Origin of the sequence: Stenotrophomonas sp. (assembly GCF_032099025.1) — a bacterium.
In the GTDB taxonomy this organism is placed as follows: domain Bacteria; phylum Pseudomonadota; class Gammaproteobacteria; order Xanthomonadales; family Xanthomonadaceae; genus Stenotrophomonas.
The window spans coordinates 22,933-40,918 of the sequence record NZ_DAMCID010000012.1; the positions used below are offsets into that span (position 1 = coordinate 22,933).

The 17,986-nt window shown below is 66.9% G+C and carries 19 protein-coding genes; 7 read left to right on the top strand and 12 right to left on the bottom strand.

Annotated features, from left to right (window positions below):
• The first annotated feature begins 22 nt into the window (after positions 1-22).
• Positions 23-2,803, top strand: a complete 2,781-nt coding sequence (locus tag RT456_RS10280) for an XVIPCD domain-containing protein (protein ID WP_313346022.1) — start codon at positions 23-25, stop codon at positions 2,801-2,803.
• Positions 2,804-2,988: 185 nt separating this feature from the next.
• Here RT456_RS10280 and RT456_RS10285 read toward each other — a convergent pair whose 3' ends face one another.
• On the bottom strand, positions 2,989-3,882 hold the full coding sequence (locus tag RT456_RS10285) for a LysR family transcriptional regulator (protein WP_313346025.1): 894 nt from the start codon (positions 3,880-3,882) through the stop codon (positions 2,989-2,991).
• 107 nt (positions 3,883-3,989) lie between these two features.
• On the opposite strand from RT456_RS10285, the gene RT456_RS10290 reads away from it, so the two are divergent.
• From RT456_RS10290 to RT456_RS10315, 6 genes are all read left to right on the top strand, one after another.
• Positions 3,990-5,048: an alpha/beta hydrolase gene (locus RT456_RS10290; protein ID WP_313346268.1), complete on the top strand. Its 1,059-nt coding sequence runs from the start codon at positions 3,990-3,992 to the stop codon at positions 5,046-5,048.
• Positions 5,045-6,250 (top strand): MFS transporter, encoded by a 1,206-nt coding sequence (locus tag RT456_RS10295; protein ID WP_313346028.1) that lies wholly within the window; start codon positions 5,045-5,047, stop codon positions 6,248-6,250. Before RT456_RS10290 ends, RT456_RS10295 begins: the two co-directional genes overlap by 4 nt.
• Before the next feature lie 65 nt (positions 6,251-6,315).
• On the top strand, positions 6,316-6,828 hold the full coding sequence (locus RT456_RS10300; protein ID WP_313346031.1) for a cupin domain-containing protein: 513 nt from the start codon (positions 6,316-6,318) through the stop codon (positions 6,826-6,828).
• A 97-nt stretch (positions 6,829-6,925) separates the two neighbouring features.
• On the top strand, positions 6,926-7,594 hold the full coding sequence (locus RT456_RS10305) for a carboxymuconolactone decarboxylase family protein (RefSeq protein WP_313346034.1): 669 nt from the start codon (positions 6,926-6,928) through the stop codon (positions 7,592-7,594).
• A 58-nt stretch (positions 7,595-7,652) separates the two neighbouring features.
• Entirely contained in the window at positions 7,653-8,021 is a 369-nt protein-coding gene (locus RT456_RS10310) for an antibiotic biosynthesis monooxygenase family protein (RefSeq protein WP_313346271.1), read from the top strand.
• A 234-nt stretch (positions 8,022-8,255) separates the two neighbouring features.
• On the top strand, positions 8,256-9,167 hold the full coding sequence (locus tag RT456_RS10315) for a type II CAAX endopeptidase family protein (protein WP_313346037.1): 912 nt from the start codon (positions 8,256-8,258) through the stop codon (positions 9,165-9,167).
• 73 nt (positions 9,168-9,240) lie between these two features.
• On the opposite strand, the gene RT456_RS10320 is transcribed toward RT456_RS10315, so the two are convergent.
• The 11 genes from RT456_RS10320 to ccmA all read right to left on the bottom strand — a co-directional run bounded on the left by RT456_RS10320 (position 9,241) and on the right by ccmA (position 17,981).
• The gene (locus RT456_RS10320) at positions 9,241-9,852 is read right to left on the bottom strand and encodes a cold shock and DUF1294 domain-containing protein (protein WP_313346040.1); all 612 of its coding nucleotides are present in this window, start codon (positions 9,850-9,852) and stop codon (positions 9,241-9,243) included.
• 3 nt (positions 9,853-9,855) lie between these two features.
• Complete coding sequence (locus RT456_RS10325; RefSeq protein WP_313346043.1) at positions 9,856-10,968, bottom strand: homoserine O-acetyltransferase; 1,113 nt, start codon at positions 10,966-10,968, stop codon at positions 9,856-9,858.
• A 187-nt stretch (positions 10,969-11,155) separates the two neighbouring features.
• Complete coding sequence (locus RT456_RS10330; RefSeq protein WP_313346273.1) at positions 11,156-12,148, bottom strand: cytochrome C biogenesis protein; 993 nt, start codon at positions 12,146-12,148, stop codon at positions 11,156-11,158.
• A complete protein-coding gene (locus tag RT456_RS10335; protein WP_313346045.1) occupies positions 12,142-12,597 on the bottom strand; it encodes a cytochrome c-type biogenesis protein in 456 nt (151 codons plus the stop codon). Before RT456_RS10335 ends, RT456_RS10330 begins: the two co-directional genes overlap by 7 nt.
• Positions 12,598-12,634: 37 nt before the next feature.
• Positions 12,635-13,246, bottom strand: a complete 612-nt coding sequence (locus RT456_RS10340) for a DsbE family thiol:disulfide interchange protein (protein ID WP_313346047.1) — start codon at positions 13,244-13,246, stop codon at positions 12,635-12,637.
• Positions 13,247-13,250: 4 nt separating this feature from the next.
• Positions 13,251-15,170 carry a heme lyase CcmF/NrfE family subunit gene (locus tag RT456_RS10345; RefSeq protein WP_313346049.1) on the bottom strand — a complete coding sequence of 640 codons (1,920 nt, stop codon included), beginning with the start codon at positions 15,168-15,170 and terminating at the stop codon, positions 13,251-13,253.
• A complete protein-coding gene (ccmE, locus tag RT456_RS10350; RefSeq protein ID WP_313346052.1) occupies positions 15,171-15,632 on the bottom strand; it encodes a cytochrome c maturation protein CcmE in 462 nt (153 codons plus the stop codon).
• Positions 15,629-15,814, bottom strand: coding sequence for a heme exporter protein CcmD (locus RT456_RS10355; RefSeq protein ID WP_313346054.1), 186 nt, complete (start codon positions 15,812-15,814; stop codon positions 15,629-15,631). Before RT456_RS10355 ends, ccmE begins: the two co-directional genes overlap by 4 nt.
• The gene (gene ccmC / locus RT456_RS10360; RefSeq protein WP_313346057.1) at positions 15,811-16,587 is read right to left on the bottom strand and encodes a heme ABC transporter permease CcmC; all 777 of its coding nucleotides are present in this window, start codon (positions 16,585-16,587) and stop codon (positions 15,811-15,813) included. Before ccmC ends, RT456_RS10355 begins: the two co-directional genes overlap by 4 nt.
• A gap of 39 nt (positions 16,588-16,626) precedes the next feature.
• Positions 16,627-17,322, bottom strand: coding sequence for a heme exporter protein CcmB (gene ccmB / locus RT456_RS10365; protein ID WP_313346061.1), 696 nt, complete (start codon positions 17,320-17,322; stop codon positions 16,627-16,629).
• Positions 17,319-17,981, bottom strand: coding sequence for a heme ABC exporter ATP-binding protein CcmA (gene ccmA / locus RT456_RS10370; RefSeq protein ID WP_313346064.1), 663 nt, complete (start codon positions 17,979-17,981; stop codon positions 17,319-17,321). The genes ccmB and ccmA overlap by 4 nt, the downstream gene beginning before the upstream one ends.
• Positions 17,982-17,986: the final 5 nt, after the last annotated feature.

Here is a 17,986-nt window from a genome sequence, read left to right on the forward strand (position 1 = left end):
ACTTCTGAGCGGGAGTTGACCGATGCCTGATACACCGGTTTTCCGTGGACACCACATCTTCGAGCAGGCCGCGTTCAAGGAGAGCCGGCTGCTTCAGGAACTGGCCAAGCGCGGCCTGTTCGACCTGCACGGTGAAGGCAATATCCTCAATCTGCCGGTCGACAAGGCATTGGCGGCAAAGATGGGCATTTCGCCGCATGGCGGCGGTCCGCTGGCCGGCTACTCCGACGAACTGGCTACCCTGCTCAAGGACCTGGAGAACACCCCGGACGGCAAGGCCACGCTGGGCGAACTGGGCACACCGCAGCAACAGGCGGCGGCTGCCGAGCGCATGGGCGCGCGCGTAGCGAACCTCGACCACACCCTGCGGGCAGGTCTGGTGAATGGTGACCTGGTTACCAACGCGCCGGAGGGCATGTCGACGGACGTGGCCAACGCCAAGGTCCGCCGGTTCTTCGGTGATGTGGACGCCTACGAGCGCGCCCACACCCAGCAGATAAACGAATTCAAGGCCATGAAGCCGGACGAACTGCGCTGGCGTGCGGTTACCCAGTCCGAAGCGAACGTCAACCTGGCACTGGAAGCGATCAACAAGCCCAACGCGTCCGCGCTCAGCCCGCGCTGGGGCGGTCATTCATCGCTGGGCAGCGCGATCGAAGAGGCCAACCAGGCCGGCCGCCTGCCGCTCACCGAGAACACCGCCGCGAGCGCCCGCAACGCCTTCACCTTTGAAAAGCCGCTGACCATCACGCGGCCTGCGCCCACGCCCGGCGCTGGGGTCAGCCCTGCGGAAGTGGCCGGTCATGTGGGAAGGCCCGGCGCCAGCGCGGCGGAACTGGCCGGCACGGCGGGCAGGGCAGGGGCAACCGAAGGCGCGGCCAGCGAGGCGGTGGCCGTGGGCGCGCGCACGCGCATCAGCGGCGCCGGCATGCTCACCGCAGCCGGTGTTGCCGCGCTGGCGGTGGACTTTGCGGTAACCGGTCACCGCGTGGCCGAGTTGCGCACGCAGGGCAACCAGGCGGGGGCGGACTCGGCGACCACCCACTTCGTGGGACGCACCACCGGCGGTATCGCCGGCGGCGTCGGCGCGGGCTTTGTGTACGGGCTGATTGCCGGCTCGGAGACCGGCCCGGGTGCCTTGGTCACCGGGCTGGTGGGCGGCGTGGTGGGTGGGTTCGCAGGGGAGTACTGGGCGCAGCAGGAAGACAAGAAGACCGTTTACACCCAGGTGGACCGCAGCGGCAACGAATGGAGCCGTGATCCGGAAAAGCCCGACAGCGCCTGGACACGCACGGTCACTGCGCCCACGCCCGAAGGTGGCGTACGTGAGATGCGGATGGTCGCCGGCGGCCGGCTGGTGGACGAGCTGAACTACAAATCGGCCAACGATGCTTATTCGTTGGGCATGGCCAACCTGCCCGAACCAAAGGACCCGTTCCGCATCGATGCCAGCGGAGGACGCACCCCACCGCCGGAGCCGTTTGAAACCAGCCGCCACTACGTGCGCAACCCGCAGAATGGCGAATGGAATCTCTCCATCCATGAAGTGATTGATGGCCGCATTCCGATCGACCGCGCGGTGGCGGTAAGCCCGGAGCAATCGGTGCAGCTGGAAGTGGAATCACTGCGCATCACGGCCCAGAACGCGGCCAACACGCCCGAGGCGCTCGCCGCCCGCTACCAGGTGGCGTATGAGCAATACGCCTGGCGCGACTTCGCCAGCATTGAGCCCGTGCCCGGGGTGATCCGCAACGCCCAGACCGAGCTGCAGCCGTTGATGGCCTCGGATGGTCACGCCTATACGCGGGGCGACGATGGGACGTGGACCACCCCCGGCATGCTCTACGGCACCAACACCGCCGGCGCAAGCGTGCAGGAAGAGTTGAACCGCACGCGCCAGAGCCAGCAATCAGGCGTGGATGAACTCGCCACCATGGCCCAGATTGCCCGCGACAATCCCACCCCCACCGAGTTGGGCCTGCGCGGCCTGGTGACCTCGGCCTATGGCGCCGCCGGTGTTGCCCGCACGCCCGAACAGATCGACGCCGCCGTGGACGCGGTGACCCAGGACCATGCACGCGACATGCCCGAGCGCATGCCGTATTCCCTGCAGGTGCGGAAGGATGGTGCGTTGGTCACCCTGGCCGGCAAGGACGACGAGCGGATGGAGATCAAATCCGTCACCACGCCGGACGAGATGGCACAGGCGCACACCCGCCGCGCGACAGTCCAGGAGGCGCAGCCGCCGGCCACCGTGACGCCCGCTGCCCCCGGCACGCCTGCGCCCGCACCCAGCGCGCCGGCGCCGCAGGGCACTGCACCTGCCGCGCAGGACAAGGCCGACGTTGATCGCCGCCACAGCATGGGCCCACGACCGGAAGACGCCGGCCTGGTGGAGCAGTTGCGCTCCTCTGTGGCCAAGCTGGATGAAAAGCACAACAAGCCGTGGGACCAGAGCAGCGAACGCCTGCTGGCAAGCGCCTACCGTACTGCGGCCGAAGCAGGCTTCAAGGCCGGCGACAAGGTGGACATGGCGTTGAATGAAGCCACCGAAACACGTGCTGCCGGCAGCGTTCTGTTTGTGTTGCGGTCCGGGCCAGGTGCGTCGGCGGACCCGGCGGCGAACCGGGCTCATATGCCGATGCAGGAGGCGTTGGCGGCTGCGCCCGAGCAGCAGTATGCGGCTGCCAGCCAGAGCCGGACGGCGCAGCAGCAGGATCGTGCGCAGGACTTCGCGCAGGTGCCGGCTCAGGACCAGCAGCAGCGGGAAGATCAGGCGCGCCAGGGGCCGAGGATGGCTTGATCCTGCCCCTGCGCACGGATTTCCACCACTGGCGAAGCTCCCGAGGCTGTCGCCGAGCCCCGTGGCCTGAGGCATCGCTACCCGCCCAGCAGCCTGCGCGTCGATACCCCGTGTTACCCCGGCTGCGCGCTCGATCACTCGCCATCACCAAGGCCGGCGTGATCTTCACTAAGCCCGTCTTGTTTCTACTGGTCCTGCTTCAGCCAAGCGACCAGCGCCGTAAACGCAGGCGAGGGCTGTCGGCGGTTGGGGTAGTAAAGGTGGTAGCCGGGGAAGGGCAAGCACCATTTGTCCAGCACGGCCACAAGTCTGCCTTGCGCGAGGTGCTCGGCCACCATCGGCTCGGGCGCATATGCCAGGCCCAGCCCATCTATGGCGGCATTGATGACGTGGGTCATGCTGTTGAAGACCAGTGGGCCTTCGCCGCGGACGGTGAACTCCTTGCCTTTCTCTTCGAACTCCCAGGCGTAAATGGCACCGTTGGGGCGATGCCGGATGTGCACGCAACGGTGTTGCATGATGTCGGCGGGCTTCCTCGGTTTCGGATGCGTCTCGAAGTAATCAGGAGATGCGACCACGACCAGGCGCCAATCAGGTCCCACCCTGACCGCGATCATGTCCTTGCTGAGCGCCTCGCCCAGCCGGATGCCGGCGTCGAAGCGTTGCTCCACCACATTGGTGAACCCGTAGTCGACGTAGAACTCAAGCGTGATATCCGGGTATTCGGCCACGAAACCGGCAAGCCGTGGACGGATGATGGTCTCCATGGAATCGTCCGTGCACGAGATCCGCAAGGTTCCGGCCGGGCGGTCGCGCAGATATCCCAGTGCCTCGACGCTGGCGCCGATGGCGTCGAAGTGCGGTGCGATGGAGCGCATCAGCCGCTCGCCCGCTTCAGTAGGGGAGACATTGCGCGTGGTCCGGGCCAGCAGGCGGATGCCCAGGCGTTCTTCCAGCAGCCGCATGGAGTGACTGAGGGCAGAGGGTGTTACACCGAGGCGGGCGGCCGCCTTGGTGAAGCTCTGCTCCTGTGCCACGACCAGGAAGGATTGCAGGTCATTGGTCTTCACGGCGCTCATGGGTCAATTGTGAGCTGAATTCAGTAATGCATCAACGTTAAGCCGGCTTATCGTAGGTGCGGCTGGCGACTATCGTGGCGACCTTGATCTCCCGAGGCCGTCCGCATATGAAACCGACCCCGTTGCTGTTGGCGCTGCTCGCCAGCCTCGTCCTGCCGTTGCCCGCCCTGGCCGGTGACACGCCGGCGGCAGCCCGTCAGACCGGCGCCGACAACTTCTACCGCAGCCCCACGGTCATCGGCGAGCGCGTCAGCTTCCGAAACCAGTACCAGCTGGAAGTGGTGGGCACGCTGTACCGTCCTGAAGGCTTGGCGCGCGGTACCCGCGCACCCGCGGTGGTGGTCGGCCACCCGATGGGCGCAGTGAAGGAGCAGAGCTCGCAGCTCTATGCACAGAAACTGGCCGAGCAGGGTTTCGTTACGCTGGCGATCGATCTTTCCTTCTGGGGAGAGAGCGCCGGTAAACCCCGGCACCTGGTGGCGCCGGAAATCTATTCGGACGACATCAGTGCAGCCGTGGACTTCCTGAGCACGCAGGCCTTTGTAGACCCGGACCGGATCGGCGGCCTGGGTATCTGCGGCAGCGGCAGCTTTGTGATCAGCGCCGCCAAGATCGACCCGCGCATCAGGGCCATTGCCACGGTGAGCATGTACGACATGGGGGCGGCGGCACGGCAAGGGCTGAACAACGGGCAGTCGCTTGAGCAGCGCAAGACGGTGATCCAGTCGGCAATCGACCAGCGCCTGGTCGAGTTCAAGGGTGGTGCGTCAGTGTTCGTGCCCGGCACGGTGAACGAAATCGATGCTGATACTCCTGCCATACAACGTGAGTTCTTCGACTTCTACCGCACCCCGCGCGGCGCCTATACGCCAAAGGGCGACAACGCTGAGCTGACCACCCAGCCGCTCTTCAGCAGCGTGGTCAAATTCATGAATTTCCATCCCTTCAACGACATTGAGACCATCTCGCCGCGGCCGATGCTGTTCATCTCTGGCGACGCCGCACATTCACGCGAGTTCAGCGAAGACGCGTACCGAAGGGCCGGTCAGCCTAAGGAGCTCTTCTGGGTGAAGGATGCTGGTCATGTCGATCTGTATGACCGTACCAACCTGATTCCTTTCGACAAGCTGACCACGTTCTTCCAGCGCGGCTTGGCGGGGAAATGAGCCGCACCGACGCTACTGCAGGTCGCGCCAACTGGGGTGGCGTGCTCGCAATGACGCTGTGCGTCTTCGCATTGATCGCCTCTGAATTCATGCCAGTGAGCCTGCTCACTCCGTTGGCGGCAGATCTGGGTGTGACCGAAGGGCTTGCCGGCTACGGGATTGCCATCTCGGGTGCGTTTGCGGTGCTGACCAGCCTGTCGATCTCGCGGTTGGCCGGCACCATTGACCGGAGAACGTTGCTTCTGACCCTCACCGCGTTGATGGCGGTGTCTGGCCTGGTGGTGGCGTTGGCCCCCAACTATCCGGTCTACATGGTGGGCCGTGCGCTGCTCGGCGTGGTGATCGGTGGGTTCTGGTCCCTGTCTGCGGCGACGGCCATGCGGCTGGTGCCGGCTGCGAAGGTCCCGCGTGCCTTGGCGATATTCAACAGCGGCAACGCGCTTGCAACGGTAGTTGCGGCGCCACTGGGCAGCTACCTGGGCAGCATCATTGGATGGCGCGGTGCTTTCCTCTGTCTTCTGCCGGTGGCTGCCGTAGCCATGGCATGGCAGTGGGTTTGTCTGCCTTCCATGGCCGCGGAGAGCAGGCAGTCACAAGACGGGGTGGTTGCGCTTTTCCGGCGGCGTGTGGTGGCGCTAGGCATGATTGCCTGCGGTGCATTCTTCATGGGGCAGTTTGCGCTGTTCACCTATGTGCGACCGTTCCTGGAGCGGGTGACCAGTGCAGGAGACGCTGCTGTTCCGCTGGTGCTGCTGGCCATCGGCGTCAGCGGCTTCGTGGGCACGCTTGCCATCGGCGCATTCATCAGGCGCGGGCTCTACCGCACGCTGGTGACCATTCCAGCCTTGATGGCGCTGATTGCAATCGCATTGATTCCGCTGGGGCCCCATCTGTGGCCAACCGCCGCACTGCTCTCGGCATGGGGCCTGCTGGCCACGGCCGCACCGGTGGGCTGGTGGAGCTGGCTGGCGCGCACTTTCACCGACAACGCAGAGGCCGGCGGCGGGCTGATGGTAGCGGTGGTGCAGTGCTCCATCGCGTTGGGCTCTACCGTCGGCGGACTGCTGTTCGACAGCCTCGGCTTTGCCAGTACGTTCCTGGCCAGTGCTGGCCTGTTGCTGTTTGCGGCGCTGCTCGCCTATGTCACGGCGGCCGACCCGGCGTCCACTTCGGGGCCGGCGGTCGCCGTGGAGTCCCGGTAGACGTCCGCATTGCGTCCGATCAGCTGTTGGTTGCATACCCTACCCACCACAATGAGGTGAGCTACATGGACATCAAACGCGTCGGTACCCAGGCGTCCTCTGCAGCACCCGGGCTCCTGGCCCTATCTGTGTTGGCGTTGCTCGGCCTTCCCCGTGAGGCAGCAGCTGCGCAGCCCGAACAGCGCATCACCGTCGCCGGCGACCAAGCGTCAATGAATGGTCCGGCGGAATTCTTCACCGGCAGCGTTCGCATCGACCCGGTCTGGCCCGCGGACGCCGGCATCACCGCCTCAGGCGGGCTGGTGACGTTTGAGCCAGGTGCACGATCGGCGTGGCACACCCATCCCGCAGGCCAGCGTCTGGTGATCACCTCTGGCGTTGGGCGCGTGCAGGAATGGGGTAAGCCCATTCAGGTCATTCGTCCCGGGGATGTGGTGTGGTGCCCGCCCGGGGTGAAGCACTGGCATGGAGCAGCCCCCGATACCGCGATGACGCACCTTGCCGTAACCGGCGTGCGCGAGGGGCAGAACGTGAACTGGCTGGAGAAGGTGACCGATGCCCAGTACCAAGGCGATTGATCGCAAGTGGCGGTCCAGCCGTCTCGCCTGTCTGATAGGCGCGGCGATGCTTGCCTCCGTTCCGGGACAAATGGCTTTCGCACACGAAGGAGCAGCTATGAACGTCAATTCAAACCGGGTTTCTACAACCGAACTGGACGCCCGCGAGCAAGCCATTATTCCAATCAGCGCCTCAGCAGCGGCCGGCAACATGGATAGCCTGCGGGAGGCGTTGAATCAAGGCTTGGACGCGGGACTGAGTCTGGCGGAAGCGCGGGAGATCCTCGTGCAGGTTTACGCCTATGCGGGCTTTCCGCGCAGCCTGAACGCATTGAGCGAATTGATGAGGGTGGCGGAGGCGCGCAGGCAGCGGGGCATCCAGGATGATGCCGGCCGCGAGCCCGGCAGGCCGATCCCCAAAGGCGACGCGTTGCTTGCTGCAGGCACGGCGAACCAGACCAAGCTGGCGGGTGGTCCAGTTTCAGGGCCTTTGTTCGATTTCGCACCGCAGGCGAATGAGTATCTGCGTACGCACCTGTTTGGCGACATCTTCGAGCGCGACAACCTTGATTGGCAGAGCCGCGAGCTGGCCACGGTCAGCATGCTGGCTGCCATGTCCGGGGTGGAACCCCAGTTGCAGTCGCACATAGGCATCAGCATGAATATAGGGCTGCGCCCGGAGCAGCTGCATAGGCTGGCCGATGTTCTCGAGGTACGCTTCAGCCGGGAGGCTGCCGAACGTGTCCGCGTTGGTATTCAACGCCAGCTCGAGGCTCGGCAGGAATGATGTTCCGGAAAACGCTGCGCCGAGTGGCACGCGCGCATTGGAGGGTTGATTGAAAAAGATGCTCATCGCAGCCTTGATCGGCATGGCTGCATGCGCCTTCAGTGTTGGAGCTGAAGAGGTACAGATGACAAGGCTGTCAAAGATCACCGTGAACACGGACCATTTGTCCGCCTATCGAGAGGCCCTGGCTGAAGAGGTTCGCGCCTCAATGGAGCGTGAGCCAGGCGTGCTGTCGCTGTACGCCGTCTTCGACAAAGACGAGCCGACCAGACTGACGATTCTTGAAATATATGCAAGTCGGCAGGCATACGAACAGCATGTGAAGAGCGCGCATTTCCTCAAGTACAAGAACTCGACGCTGCACATGGTCAAGTCCCTGGAGCTGGTTGATGTTGACCCTCTTCTGCCGGAGCTGAAGATCAAGTAGCAGTGCAGCTTGGCTGCGCGGACGTGTGATCCGCCAAGGGCTCTCTTTCACTTACGGCATACCGCCGTCAGTACGTCGGCTCGGCAGCGGACACCACGGGCGACGACTCAGCGACATTTCGTCGGCGATCCGGGTGATTCATCGGCGGCTTCTGTGGCTTGGTCGCAATCGGGTTGCCACGCCCCCGCGCGGATGGCAACTTGCAGCGGCGATCACGCCGACCTGGAACCCCGCATGACCCCCGTTGCCCTGTATTCGCCCGATCCGGCCCGCGGCTGGCTGCCCTGGGCCTGGCTGACGCCGATCCTGATGATCCTGTTCAACGCGGTACCGATGATCGCGCTGGACGGGTGGATGCAGTCGCAGCATTGGTCGACGCCGCGCGGCGATCCGATCGGCCTCGCTGGCGTGTATGCGCTGCTGTGGATCGGCTTCGCGCCGACGCTGGCGGCCGTGCTCGCCTGGGTACGCTTCGTCGAAGGGCGCTCGCTGGCGAGTATCGGGCTGACCGGTCCGGCGCCGCTGAAAACCTTCCTGCGCGGACTGGCCATTGGATTCGGCACGATCGCGCTGGTCGTAGTCGCGATCTGGATGGCTGGCGGCATGCAGGCGGCGGGGTTGGGGCAGGCCTGGCGGTCGCCCGTCAGTCTGCTGCACATCGGTCTGCTGCTATTGAGTTTCATGTTCCAGGCGAGCGTGGAGGAGGTCATCTTCCGCGGCTGGATGCTGTCGGTGGTGGCGCGCAAGACCAATGTCGCGGTGGCAGTGCTGCTGGTGTCGCTCGTTTTCTGCTTCCTGCATTTCAGTCCGCACCAGCCGCCCCGGGTCATGCTCGGCACGTTCCTGTTCTCGCTGTTCGCCTGCGCCTGGGCGCTGCGGACCGGCAATATCTGGGGCGTGATGGGCTGGCACGCGGGGTGGAACTGGTTGCTCGCGACCGGCTTCGAGCTGCCCGTCACCGGCATCGATACGCACTTGCCGGCGCTGCTGGTGGCGCTGCGCCCGCAAGGCCTCGACACCCTGACCGGTGGCGCGCAAGGGCCGGAAGGCAGTTACCTGTGCAGCGTCTTCTTCGTCGCCGCGATCGCGTGGATCCAGTGGCGAAAGACGCGCGGAGCTCAGAACGTCTCGCCGACCAGCAGGTAACGCTACTGCCCGGGCGGCATCGCCTCGTCCGGGCCCTTGCCGATCGCAGGCGTAATCTTCGCCGGGCATCCGGCTACGTGGTCGCCAGTCCACCGGAAGCAATCCACACAAGCCCCGCCAGATTGACCACGACCACCACCCAGAACGTGACCTGGAACGAGACCTTGCGGTTCTTGTGCCGCAGCGTCGCCTGCGCGATCAAGGCTCCCGGCCAACCGCCGAACAAGGCCAGCATCTGCAGCACGTTCTCCGGCGTGCGCTGCCGGTCCCGTTGCGCTGCCGCCTTGTCTTGCCAATAGGCAAGGTAGGTCACGCCGCTGAGGCCGAGGTACACCGCGGGCACCCACGGCGGCAGGAATCCACCAAACATCGCCGCGACCACGCCGGCGAGGAACACCAGCGCTATCGGCGTACGGGGCAGTCGATCCGGTCCGTGGCCGGTGCTCTTGCTTGCCGTGCCGCGCGCACCACTGCGTTGCAACGCGAAACGCACGCCAACCGCGTTGAGCCGGCGCCGCGCGTCGGGCTTCACCTCATAGGTGATCACATCGCCCAGCGCCGGCCGCCGGTCGCGCGCGGTGAACGCGCGGATATGCACGAAGCAACGCTCGCCACCGCCATTGGGCTGCACGAAGCCGAAGCCGCGCGCGTCATCCCATTCGCTGAGCTTTCCCTGCTGCCGCATGGGTCAGAGCGCCTCGAGGAAGCCGCGCACCGCCGGCCCGAACCGGTCGAAGTCGACCAGGAACGCATCGTGCCCCTGCGGCGAATCCAGGCCGATGAACTGCGCCTCGGCGCCACCGGCACGCAGGCCGTCGGCGATCTGCTGCTGTTGCTGCACCGGGAACAGGATGTCGGTGTTGGCGCCGATGGCCAAGGCCTTGGCCACCTTGATCTTCGCCAGCCCGGCCAGTACGTCGCCGTCGGCGTATTCGGCGAGGTCGAACCAGTCCATGGAGCGGCTGAGGTAGAGATAGCAGTTCGGGTCGAAGAAGCGGACGAAGCGCCGTGCGTGGCCTTCGAGGTAACTTTCCACCTGGAACTCCAGGCCGAACGGGTCGTCGTCGGCCTGGTCCGAGTCCAGCCGCACGCGGCCGAAGCGGCCGTCCCATTCGAGGGCGGAGCGGTAGGTGATCACGCCCAGCTTGCGCGCCATGCGCATGCCCGATTCGGGGTACTGGTCGTCCACGTAGTTGCCCGCGTTCCACTGCGGATCGAGGCGGATGGCTTCGCGCTGCAGCGAGCGGATGGCGATGGAGAACGGCAACGCCTGCGCGCTGCCGGAAATGTTGATGTGGCTGCGTGCGATGCCCGGGTGGAGCAGCAGCACGGCGAGCGCGGTCATGCCGCCCATGGAGTTGCCGATCACGCAGGCCAACTGCTGGATGCCCAGCGCATGCACCACGTCCACGGCGGCGCGTGCGCCGTCTTCGATGGACAGTTCGGGGAAGCGCAGGCGGTACAGTTCGCCGGTGGCCGGGTCGATGGTGGCCGGGCCGGTGGAGCCCTTGCAGCTGCCCAGCGAGTTCACGCACACCACGAACCAGCGGTCGGTATCGATCGGCTTGCCCGGGCCGACCATGCCCGCCCACCAGCCGGGAGCAGGATTGTCGGCGTTGGCGGCGGCATGTGCATCGGGCGACAGGCCGGTGACGATCAGGATGGCGTTGCTGGCGTCGGCGTTCAGGGTGCCCCAGGTTTCGTAGGCCACGTGCGCGCCGTGCAGCTGGCCGCCGCGTTTGAACGCGAACGGTGAGGGCAGGGCGTGGTAGCGGGTGCCGGGGGGGATGAATTCGGTCATGGGGGCATTCTAAACGGGCGCGGTGGCGGTGCTGTGGTGATGGGCGGCATGGTGTGTCGCGGGGGGTGTTTGGTTACCGGGGTAGAGCCACGCCCTGCGTGGCTGGTCTACGTTCGGGCGCCGCGCAGCCACGCAGGGCGTGGCTCTACGGGTGTTCCAACACCCCGAAGACACGCATGGCATGTCGTTACAGGGTCAGGTCTACCGTGGCTTTGTGCGGGAGCTTTACGGTTACCGCGGGGGAATCGATGTCGCCCTGCTGGCGGTTTGCCTGGCCGCTGGCCGAGATTCTGGCGAAGACCTCTACCTGGTCCAGCGAGGACAGCTTCGCGGTTGGCATGGGGCTGTCGCTGTCGTCCAGGGTGATCTGCAGCGGCAGGTCTGCCAGCCGGTGCTTTTCGACAGCGACCGGCATCGGCGGGCCGCCGGGCATGCGGGCGATGACGAATACCGTGGCGTCAGCGGGCAGCTTGGATCTGTCGATGCCTGGCCCCAGCATCACGGACACGTTCACTGCCGTTGTTGTGGCGGCGGCAGCAACCGGAGCCGGCCGTTCTCCGGCCTTCTCACGCGCAATCGCAATCTGCGCGCGCAGTGCTTTCGCCGCCGCCGGCTCCAGCCGCGGCAGCAGCGCTTCCCACGTGGCTGCCGCCTCCGCATCCTGCCCGCGCTGGCGCTGTGCAATGCCGATCAGCCAGCCGGCGCGCTCGCTGGCCGGGTCCACCTGCTGTGCGTGGCGCAGCCACTGCAGCGCGGTGTCGTCGAAGTGCTTGGCGGCATCGCCTTCGGCGCGCGCCTGCGCGGCTTCCACCAGCAGCGGGGCCTCGTCCGGCGCAAGTGCGACGGCGCGGGTGAAGGCCTGGTTGGCCTTGTCGATGTTGCCCAGCGCCAGTTCCGAACGGCCCAGCAGCGCCCAGCCATCGGCGCGTTGTGGCTCGCGCGCCAGCGCCTGTTCAAGGTCGCGCACGCCGTCACGCAGGCTTGTGGGGTCCTCGCGTGCGGTATCGACCGCCTCTGGTGTACCTATGAGGGAATAGAGGGAAAAACCAACCACGCCGATTGCCACGCACGCCCCGATAAACGGCAGGCGGCGGCTGTGGCGCCGCAGCGGCCACAAGACCACCAGCGCTACCAGCGTCGCGGCTACAGCAGCCACGGTGGGTATCCACCCGCTCACCAGCGCTCCTCGCTGTCGCCCATCGGCTGCACCTGGCGGCTGCGTCGGCGCACCACCCATACCAGCACCCCGGCACCGCCGAGTACCAGCGCCAGTGGTCCGAACCAGAGCAGGCTGTTGCGCGTGTCCATCAAGGGGCGGTAAAGCACGAATTCGCCGTAACGATCCACCAGGAACTGTTTGATCTGCGCATCGCTTTTACCCTGCTGCATCAGCGCGAGCACTTCGCGGCGCAGGTCGTGCGCGATCTGCGCGTTGGAATCGGCCAGCGACTGGTTCTGGCACTGCACGCAGCGCAGTTCGGCGGCCAGCGCATGGAAGCGGGCTTCCTCGGCGGCATCGCGGTACTGCAGTGGGGTGGGGTCGGAGACGGCTTGGGCTTGCGCGAGTGCCGGGCCCAAAAACAGCGCAATGGCCAACAACGCAACGCAGGGGCCGAATCGTCGCGGCATGGCCCGCCCGTTGGTCGTGCGGCCCCCCGTCCCAGGCTCAGTTCGCCGGCGGCGGCGTAGTACGCGGTTGTGCATTGGCACGCTCCAGCTTCTCCAGTTCCGGCAGCAGTTTCGTATCGATCACACGCTGGCTCAGCGCGCCGCTGTACTTCCACCGCACCACGCCGCTGGCATCCACCAGGAAGGTCTCCGGTGCGGCGGTGACGCCCCAATCAATCGCGGTGCGCCCTTCAATATCGGTGAGCACCAGCACGAACGGATTGCCCAGCTGCTCCAGCCAGCGCAGCGCGTCGGCCGGTTCGTCCTTCCAGTTGTAGCCGATCACGCGCACGCGCTTGGTTTCGGCGAACCGGGTCAGGATCGGGTGTTCCTCGCGGCAGGCCGCGCACCAGCTGCCCCACACGTTGAGCACATACGGTGCGCCGCGCAGCTGGTTGCTGCTGACCTTGATGGTGGGGTCATGCAGCACCGGCAGTTCGAAGGCGGGCGCAGGCTTGCCGATCAGCGCGGAGGGCAGAATGTCGCGGTCCGGCGCACCGGATTTCATCACCCCGTACACCATCAGCCCGAGCAGCCCGAAGAAGAACAGCACGCCGATGACGATGGCCACGGGGGGCAGGGGGCGCGAGGCGGGGCGGGGATCGGACATGGAGCTACTCCTGGAAACGGCGGAAACGACGGTCGGCGGCGGTAACGAAGCCGCCGAGGGCCATCAGCAGTGCGCCCAGCCAGACCCAGCGGACGAAGGGTTTGACGTGCACGCGCACCGCCCACGCATTGTTGCCCAGCGGCTCGCCCAGTGCCACGTACACATCGCCGCGCACGCGGGCGAGGATGCCCGCTTCGGTCATCATCTGGCCGCCGCTGGCGTAGGCGCGCTTTTCCGGGTGCAGCAGGGCCAGCTCGCGGCCGCCGTGCAGCACCCGCACATGACCGCGGTCGGACACGTAATTGGGTCCCTGTTGGTGGTCAACGCCCTCAAAGCGCAGGGTGTAGCCGCTCACCTCCAGCGTCTGGCCCGGGGTGAGCGCCACTTCACGCTGCACGTTCAGGGCTTCCACCAGCAGCGCGCCAATCAGGAACACGGCCACGCCGGTATGGGCCAGCAGCATGCCCACCATTTCCGCGTTGAAGCGGCCGTTGCCGCGCAGGCGCGTCCACACAAAGCGCGCGGTGCCCAGTGCGACCCATGCGGCAGCGGTGACGCCGGCGGCGGCCTTCAGCTTGCCCTGCGGCGCCATGAACCAGGCGATCACGCCCAGCAGCAGCGCCAGCACCGCCCACGGCGCCAGCATGGCCACGCGCCGCGAGGCCTGGTCGCGCTGCCAGTTCACCAGCGGTCCGAACGGCAGCAGCGCCACCAGCGGCGCCATCAACACGATGAACAGCGTGCCGAAGTAGGGCGGCCCCACCGAGACCTTGCCCAGCCCCAGCGCGTCGGCCAGCAGCGGGTACAGGGTGCCCAGCAGCACCATGGCGCAGGCGCTGGCCAGCAGCAGGTTGTTGGCCAGCAGCAGGGTCTCGCGCGAGGTGGCCATGAAGCCGCGACGCGGATCGTCGCTGCCCAGCGCGCCGGCGCGCAGCACATACAGCAGCAGCGCCGCACCGACCACCAGTGCGAGGAACGCCAGGATGAAGGCGCCGCGCGACGGATCGGCCGCAAACGAATGCACGCTGGTCAGCACGCCGGAGCGGACCAGGAAGGCCCCGAGCAGCGACAGCGCGAAGGCGGCAATGGCCAGCAGCAACGTCCAGCTGGCGAAGCTGCCGCGTTTTTCGGTCACGGCCTGCGAGTGGATCAGCGCCGCACCCGCCAGCCACGGCATGAAACTGGCGTTCTCCACCGGGTCCCAGAACCACCAGCCGCCCCAGCCCAGCTCGTAGTACGCCCACCAGCTGCCCAGCGCGATGCCCAGGGTCAGGAAGCCCCAGGCGACGTTGGTCCACGGCCGCGTCCAGCGCAGCCAGCGCGCATCCACGGCGCCATCGAGCAGCGCGGCAATGGCGAACGCGAACGGCACCGCGAAGCCGACGTAGCCGATGTACAGCATCGGCGGGTGGATGATCAGCCCGGGGTCCTGCAGCAGCGGATTGAGGTCGCGGCCTTCCAGCGGGGCCGGGAGCAGCCGCGCGAACGGATTGGAGGTGAACAGCAGGAAGGCGATGAAGCCCAGGCTGATGATGCCCATCACGCCCAGCACCCGCGCACGCACCGTCTCGGGCAGGCGCTTGGACCACAGCGCCACCGCGCCGCCCCACAGCGCCAGCACCAGCACCCACAGCAGCAGCGAGCCCTCGTGCGCGCCCCACACCGCCGAGTAGCGGTAGGCCAGCGGCAGCAGCGTGTTGGAGTTCTCGGCCACGTAGCGCACCGAGAAGTCCTGCTGCACGAAGGCAACGGTCAGCAGAACAAACGCACCCACCAGCAGGGCCAGCTGCGCGAACGCGGCCGGGCGCGCCACCGCCATCCACGGCGACCGCTGGCGCTGCGCGCCCCACAGCGGCAGCACCGCCTGCAGCAGGGCAGCCAGCAGCGCACAGACCAGCAGAACCTGCCCCAGCTCAGGCAGCACTCAGCGTGCCTCCACGGCGGGCACCGGCACATCGTGCTTGCGGTGCGCCTGGCCCATCTTGTCGGCCACTTCCTTGGGCACGTAATTCTCGTCGTGCTTGGCCAGCACTTCATCGGCGACGAAGGTGCCGTTCTGCAGCCGCCCGCTGGCGACCACGGCGGTGCCTTCGGCAAACATGTCCGGCAGGATCCGCGAGGTGGTGACGGGCAGCGTGGCGTCGCCGTCGGTGACGACGAAATGTGCGTCCAGCGAGCCCTCGGCGCGCTGGAACGAGCCCTTCACCACCATGCCGCCGAGGCGGAAATTGGATTGGGTGCCGTGGTCGCCGCGCAGCACTTCGGAGGGGGTGTACAGGTAGGCGATATTGCGCTGCAGGGCGAAGGCCACCAGCGTGGTGGCCAGGCCGGAGGCGAGCAGCACCAGCAGCACCCACACCAGCCGGCGGCGCTGGACCGGGGTCATCGGCTCAGCTCCGTGGCCAGTGGGGCGGCGGGCCGGGTCTTGTCGCGCGCCTGCAGCCGGTGCTGGCGCTGCAGGGCCAGGCGACGTGCCGCGCGCAGGCGCAGGTACGTGCCCAGTGCATCGGCAGCGAGGACCACGACGAACACCGCGTAGGCGGCGATGATGAAAGGCAGGTGGGTCATCGCGGCAGGTCCTCCAGCGGCGGTGCAGCGGGGCTGCCGAAGCGCTCGGCGACCCAGGCCTTGCCGGCGTCGCGGGTCAGGTTGTCGGCGCGGGCCTTGCCCAGCAGCGAACCGACGAACCACAGTTTGGTGGCGATCACCATCCACCACAGCGGCGCGATCAGTTCGGGGCGAATGGCGCTGTCGCCGAACATGCTGATCGACTGGCGCTGGTGCAGGCCGCCCCACCAGTCCACCGAGTAGCGGATCACCGGGAGCAGGCCGACCCCGACGATGGCCAGCAGCCCGGCGGCGCGCGCGGCGCTGCGCCGGTCTTCGATGGCGTGGTACAGGCCGATCACGCCCAGGTAGAGGAACAGCAGGATGAGTTCGCTGGTCATGCGCGGGTCCCAATCCCACCAGGTGCCCCAGGTGCCCTTGCCCCAGATGCTGCCGGTGAGCAGGGTGATCAGGGTGAAGCCGGCGCCCATGGGCGCGCAGGCCATGGCCAGGATCTCGCAGACCTTGATCCGCCAGACCAGCGCGATGACCGCGTAGAAGGCCATCAGCGCGAACACGAACAGGCTCATCCACGCGCTGGGCACGTGGATGTAGATGATGCGGAAGGCGTCGTTCTGGTTCTGCTCCGGCGGCACCACGAACAGGCCCTGCCACATGCCGATCAGCAGCACGGGCACGGCGGCCAGGTAGAACACGCGCGACCAGCGCGCAGCAAAGCGATCGAAGGTGGGCGGCGAACCGAGTTGGTGGAACCAGCGGACGAGGCTATTCATGCAGCGATGGCTATCCAGCTAGGGAAAACAAATTGCACCTCAACTCAACGAAATCCGTATGGCAGCGGCCGTCGCCAGCGGCGCCAACACCAGCGCCACCACCAATCCCGCTCCCAGCAGCAGCAATGCTCCCACCGGATCCTGCCCGCGCGCCGCAGCGGCCACGCTGCCTGCACCGAACACCAGCACCGGTACATACAGCGGCAACGCCAGCAACGCCACGAGAATACCAGAGCGCCGGATGCCCACCGTCAGGGCCGCCACCACGCCGCCGATCAGGCTGAGCAGCGGCGTCCCCAGCAGCAACGATGCCAGCAACATCGGCAGTTGGTCATGTGGCAGATGCAGCATTTCCGCCAGCAGCGGGCTTACCACGATCATCGGCAGGGCGGTGGTGGCCCAGTGCACCAGCACCCGCACCAGCACCAGCCACGCCAGCGGGACCGGCGCGAGCAGCCACTGTTCCAGCGACCCGTCCTCGGCATCGCTGCGGAACAGGGTGTCGAGCGCGAGCTGGCCGGCCAGCAGCACCGCCAGCCACAGCACGGCGGCGGCCACCTTGGCCATCAGCGGCGGATCGCGGCCCAGCGCCAGGGCGAACAGCACCACCACCAGCAGCGCGAACAGCAGCGGCTGCAGCGCATCGCCGCGGCGCCGCCAGAGCAGGCGCAGGTCGCGCCCGGCCAGGGCGCGGGCGGTCTGCCAGAGGCCCGGTTGGGTACCCGGGGCGATCATGCGGGTTCTCCGGCGATGGGCGCGGTGGCCGACAGGCTGATCACCCGCGTACGCACCGGCGGCGCGGCATACGCACCGTGGGTGGTGACGAGCGCGGCACCGCCGCTGCGCAGATGCGCGGAAATCATGCGATTCACCAGGTTGATGCCGTCCAGGTCCAGGTTGGCGTAGGGCTCGTCCAGCAACCACAGGGGCGCGGGCGACAGCCAGATGCGCGCCAGTGCCAGCCGCCGCTTCTGGCCGGCCGACAGCTGCCGCACCAGGGTGTCTTCGTACCCGGCCAGGCCGACGATCGCCAGCGCATTGCCGGGCATCTGCCGCGCCCGCCGGCCGTGCAGGCCGCACAGGAAGTTCAGGTTCTCCAGCGTGTCCAGGTCCGGCTTCAGGGCCGGCAGGTGGCTGAGGTAGGCCACGAACTGGGCGCGCTCGCGCTGCCCGGCCGGTCGCCCGTCAATCTGGATCTGGCCGCTTCCCGGGCGCGACAGGCCCGCCAGCACCCGCAGCAGCGTGGTCTTGCCGGCACCGTTGTCGCCCTGTACCAGCAGCGCCTCGCCGGCATCCACATGCAGGTCCAGCGGCCCGAACACCGGTTCATCGTTGCGACTGAAGGCCAGGCCGTGTGCGGCCAGCAACGGAGGGGTGTTCGTAGAATTCAGCATCGGCG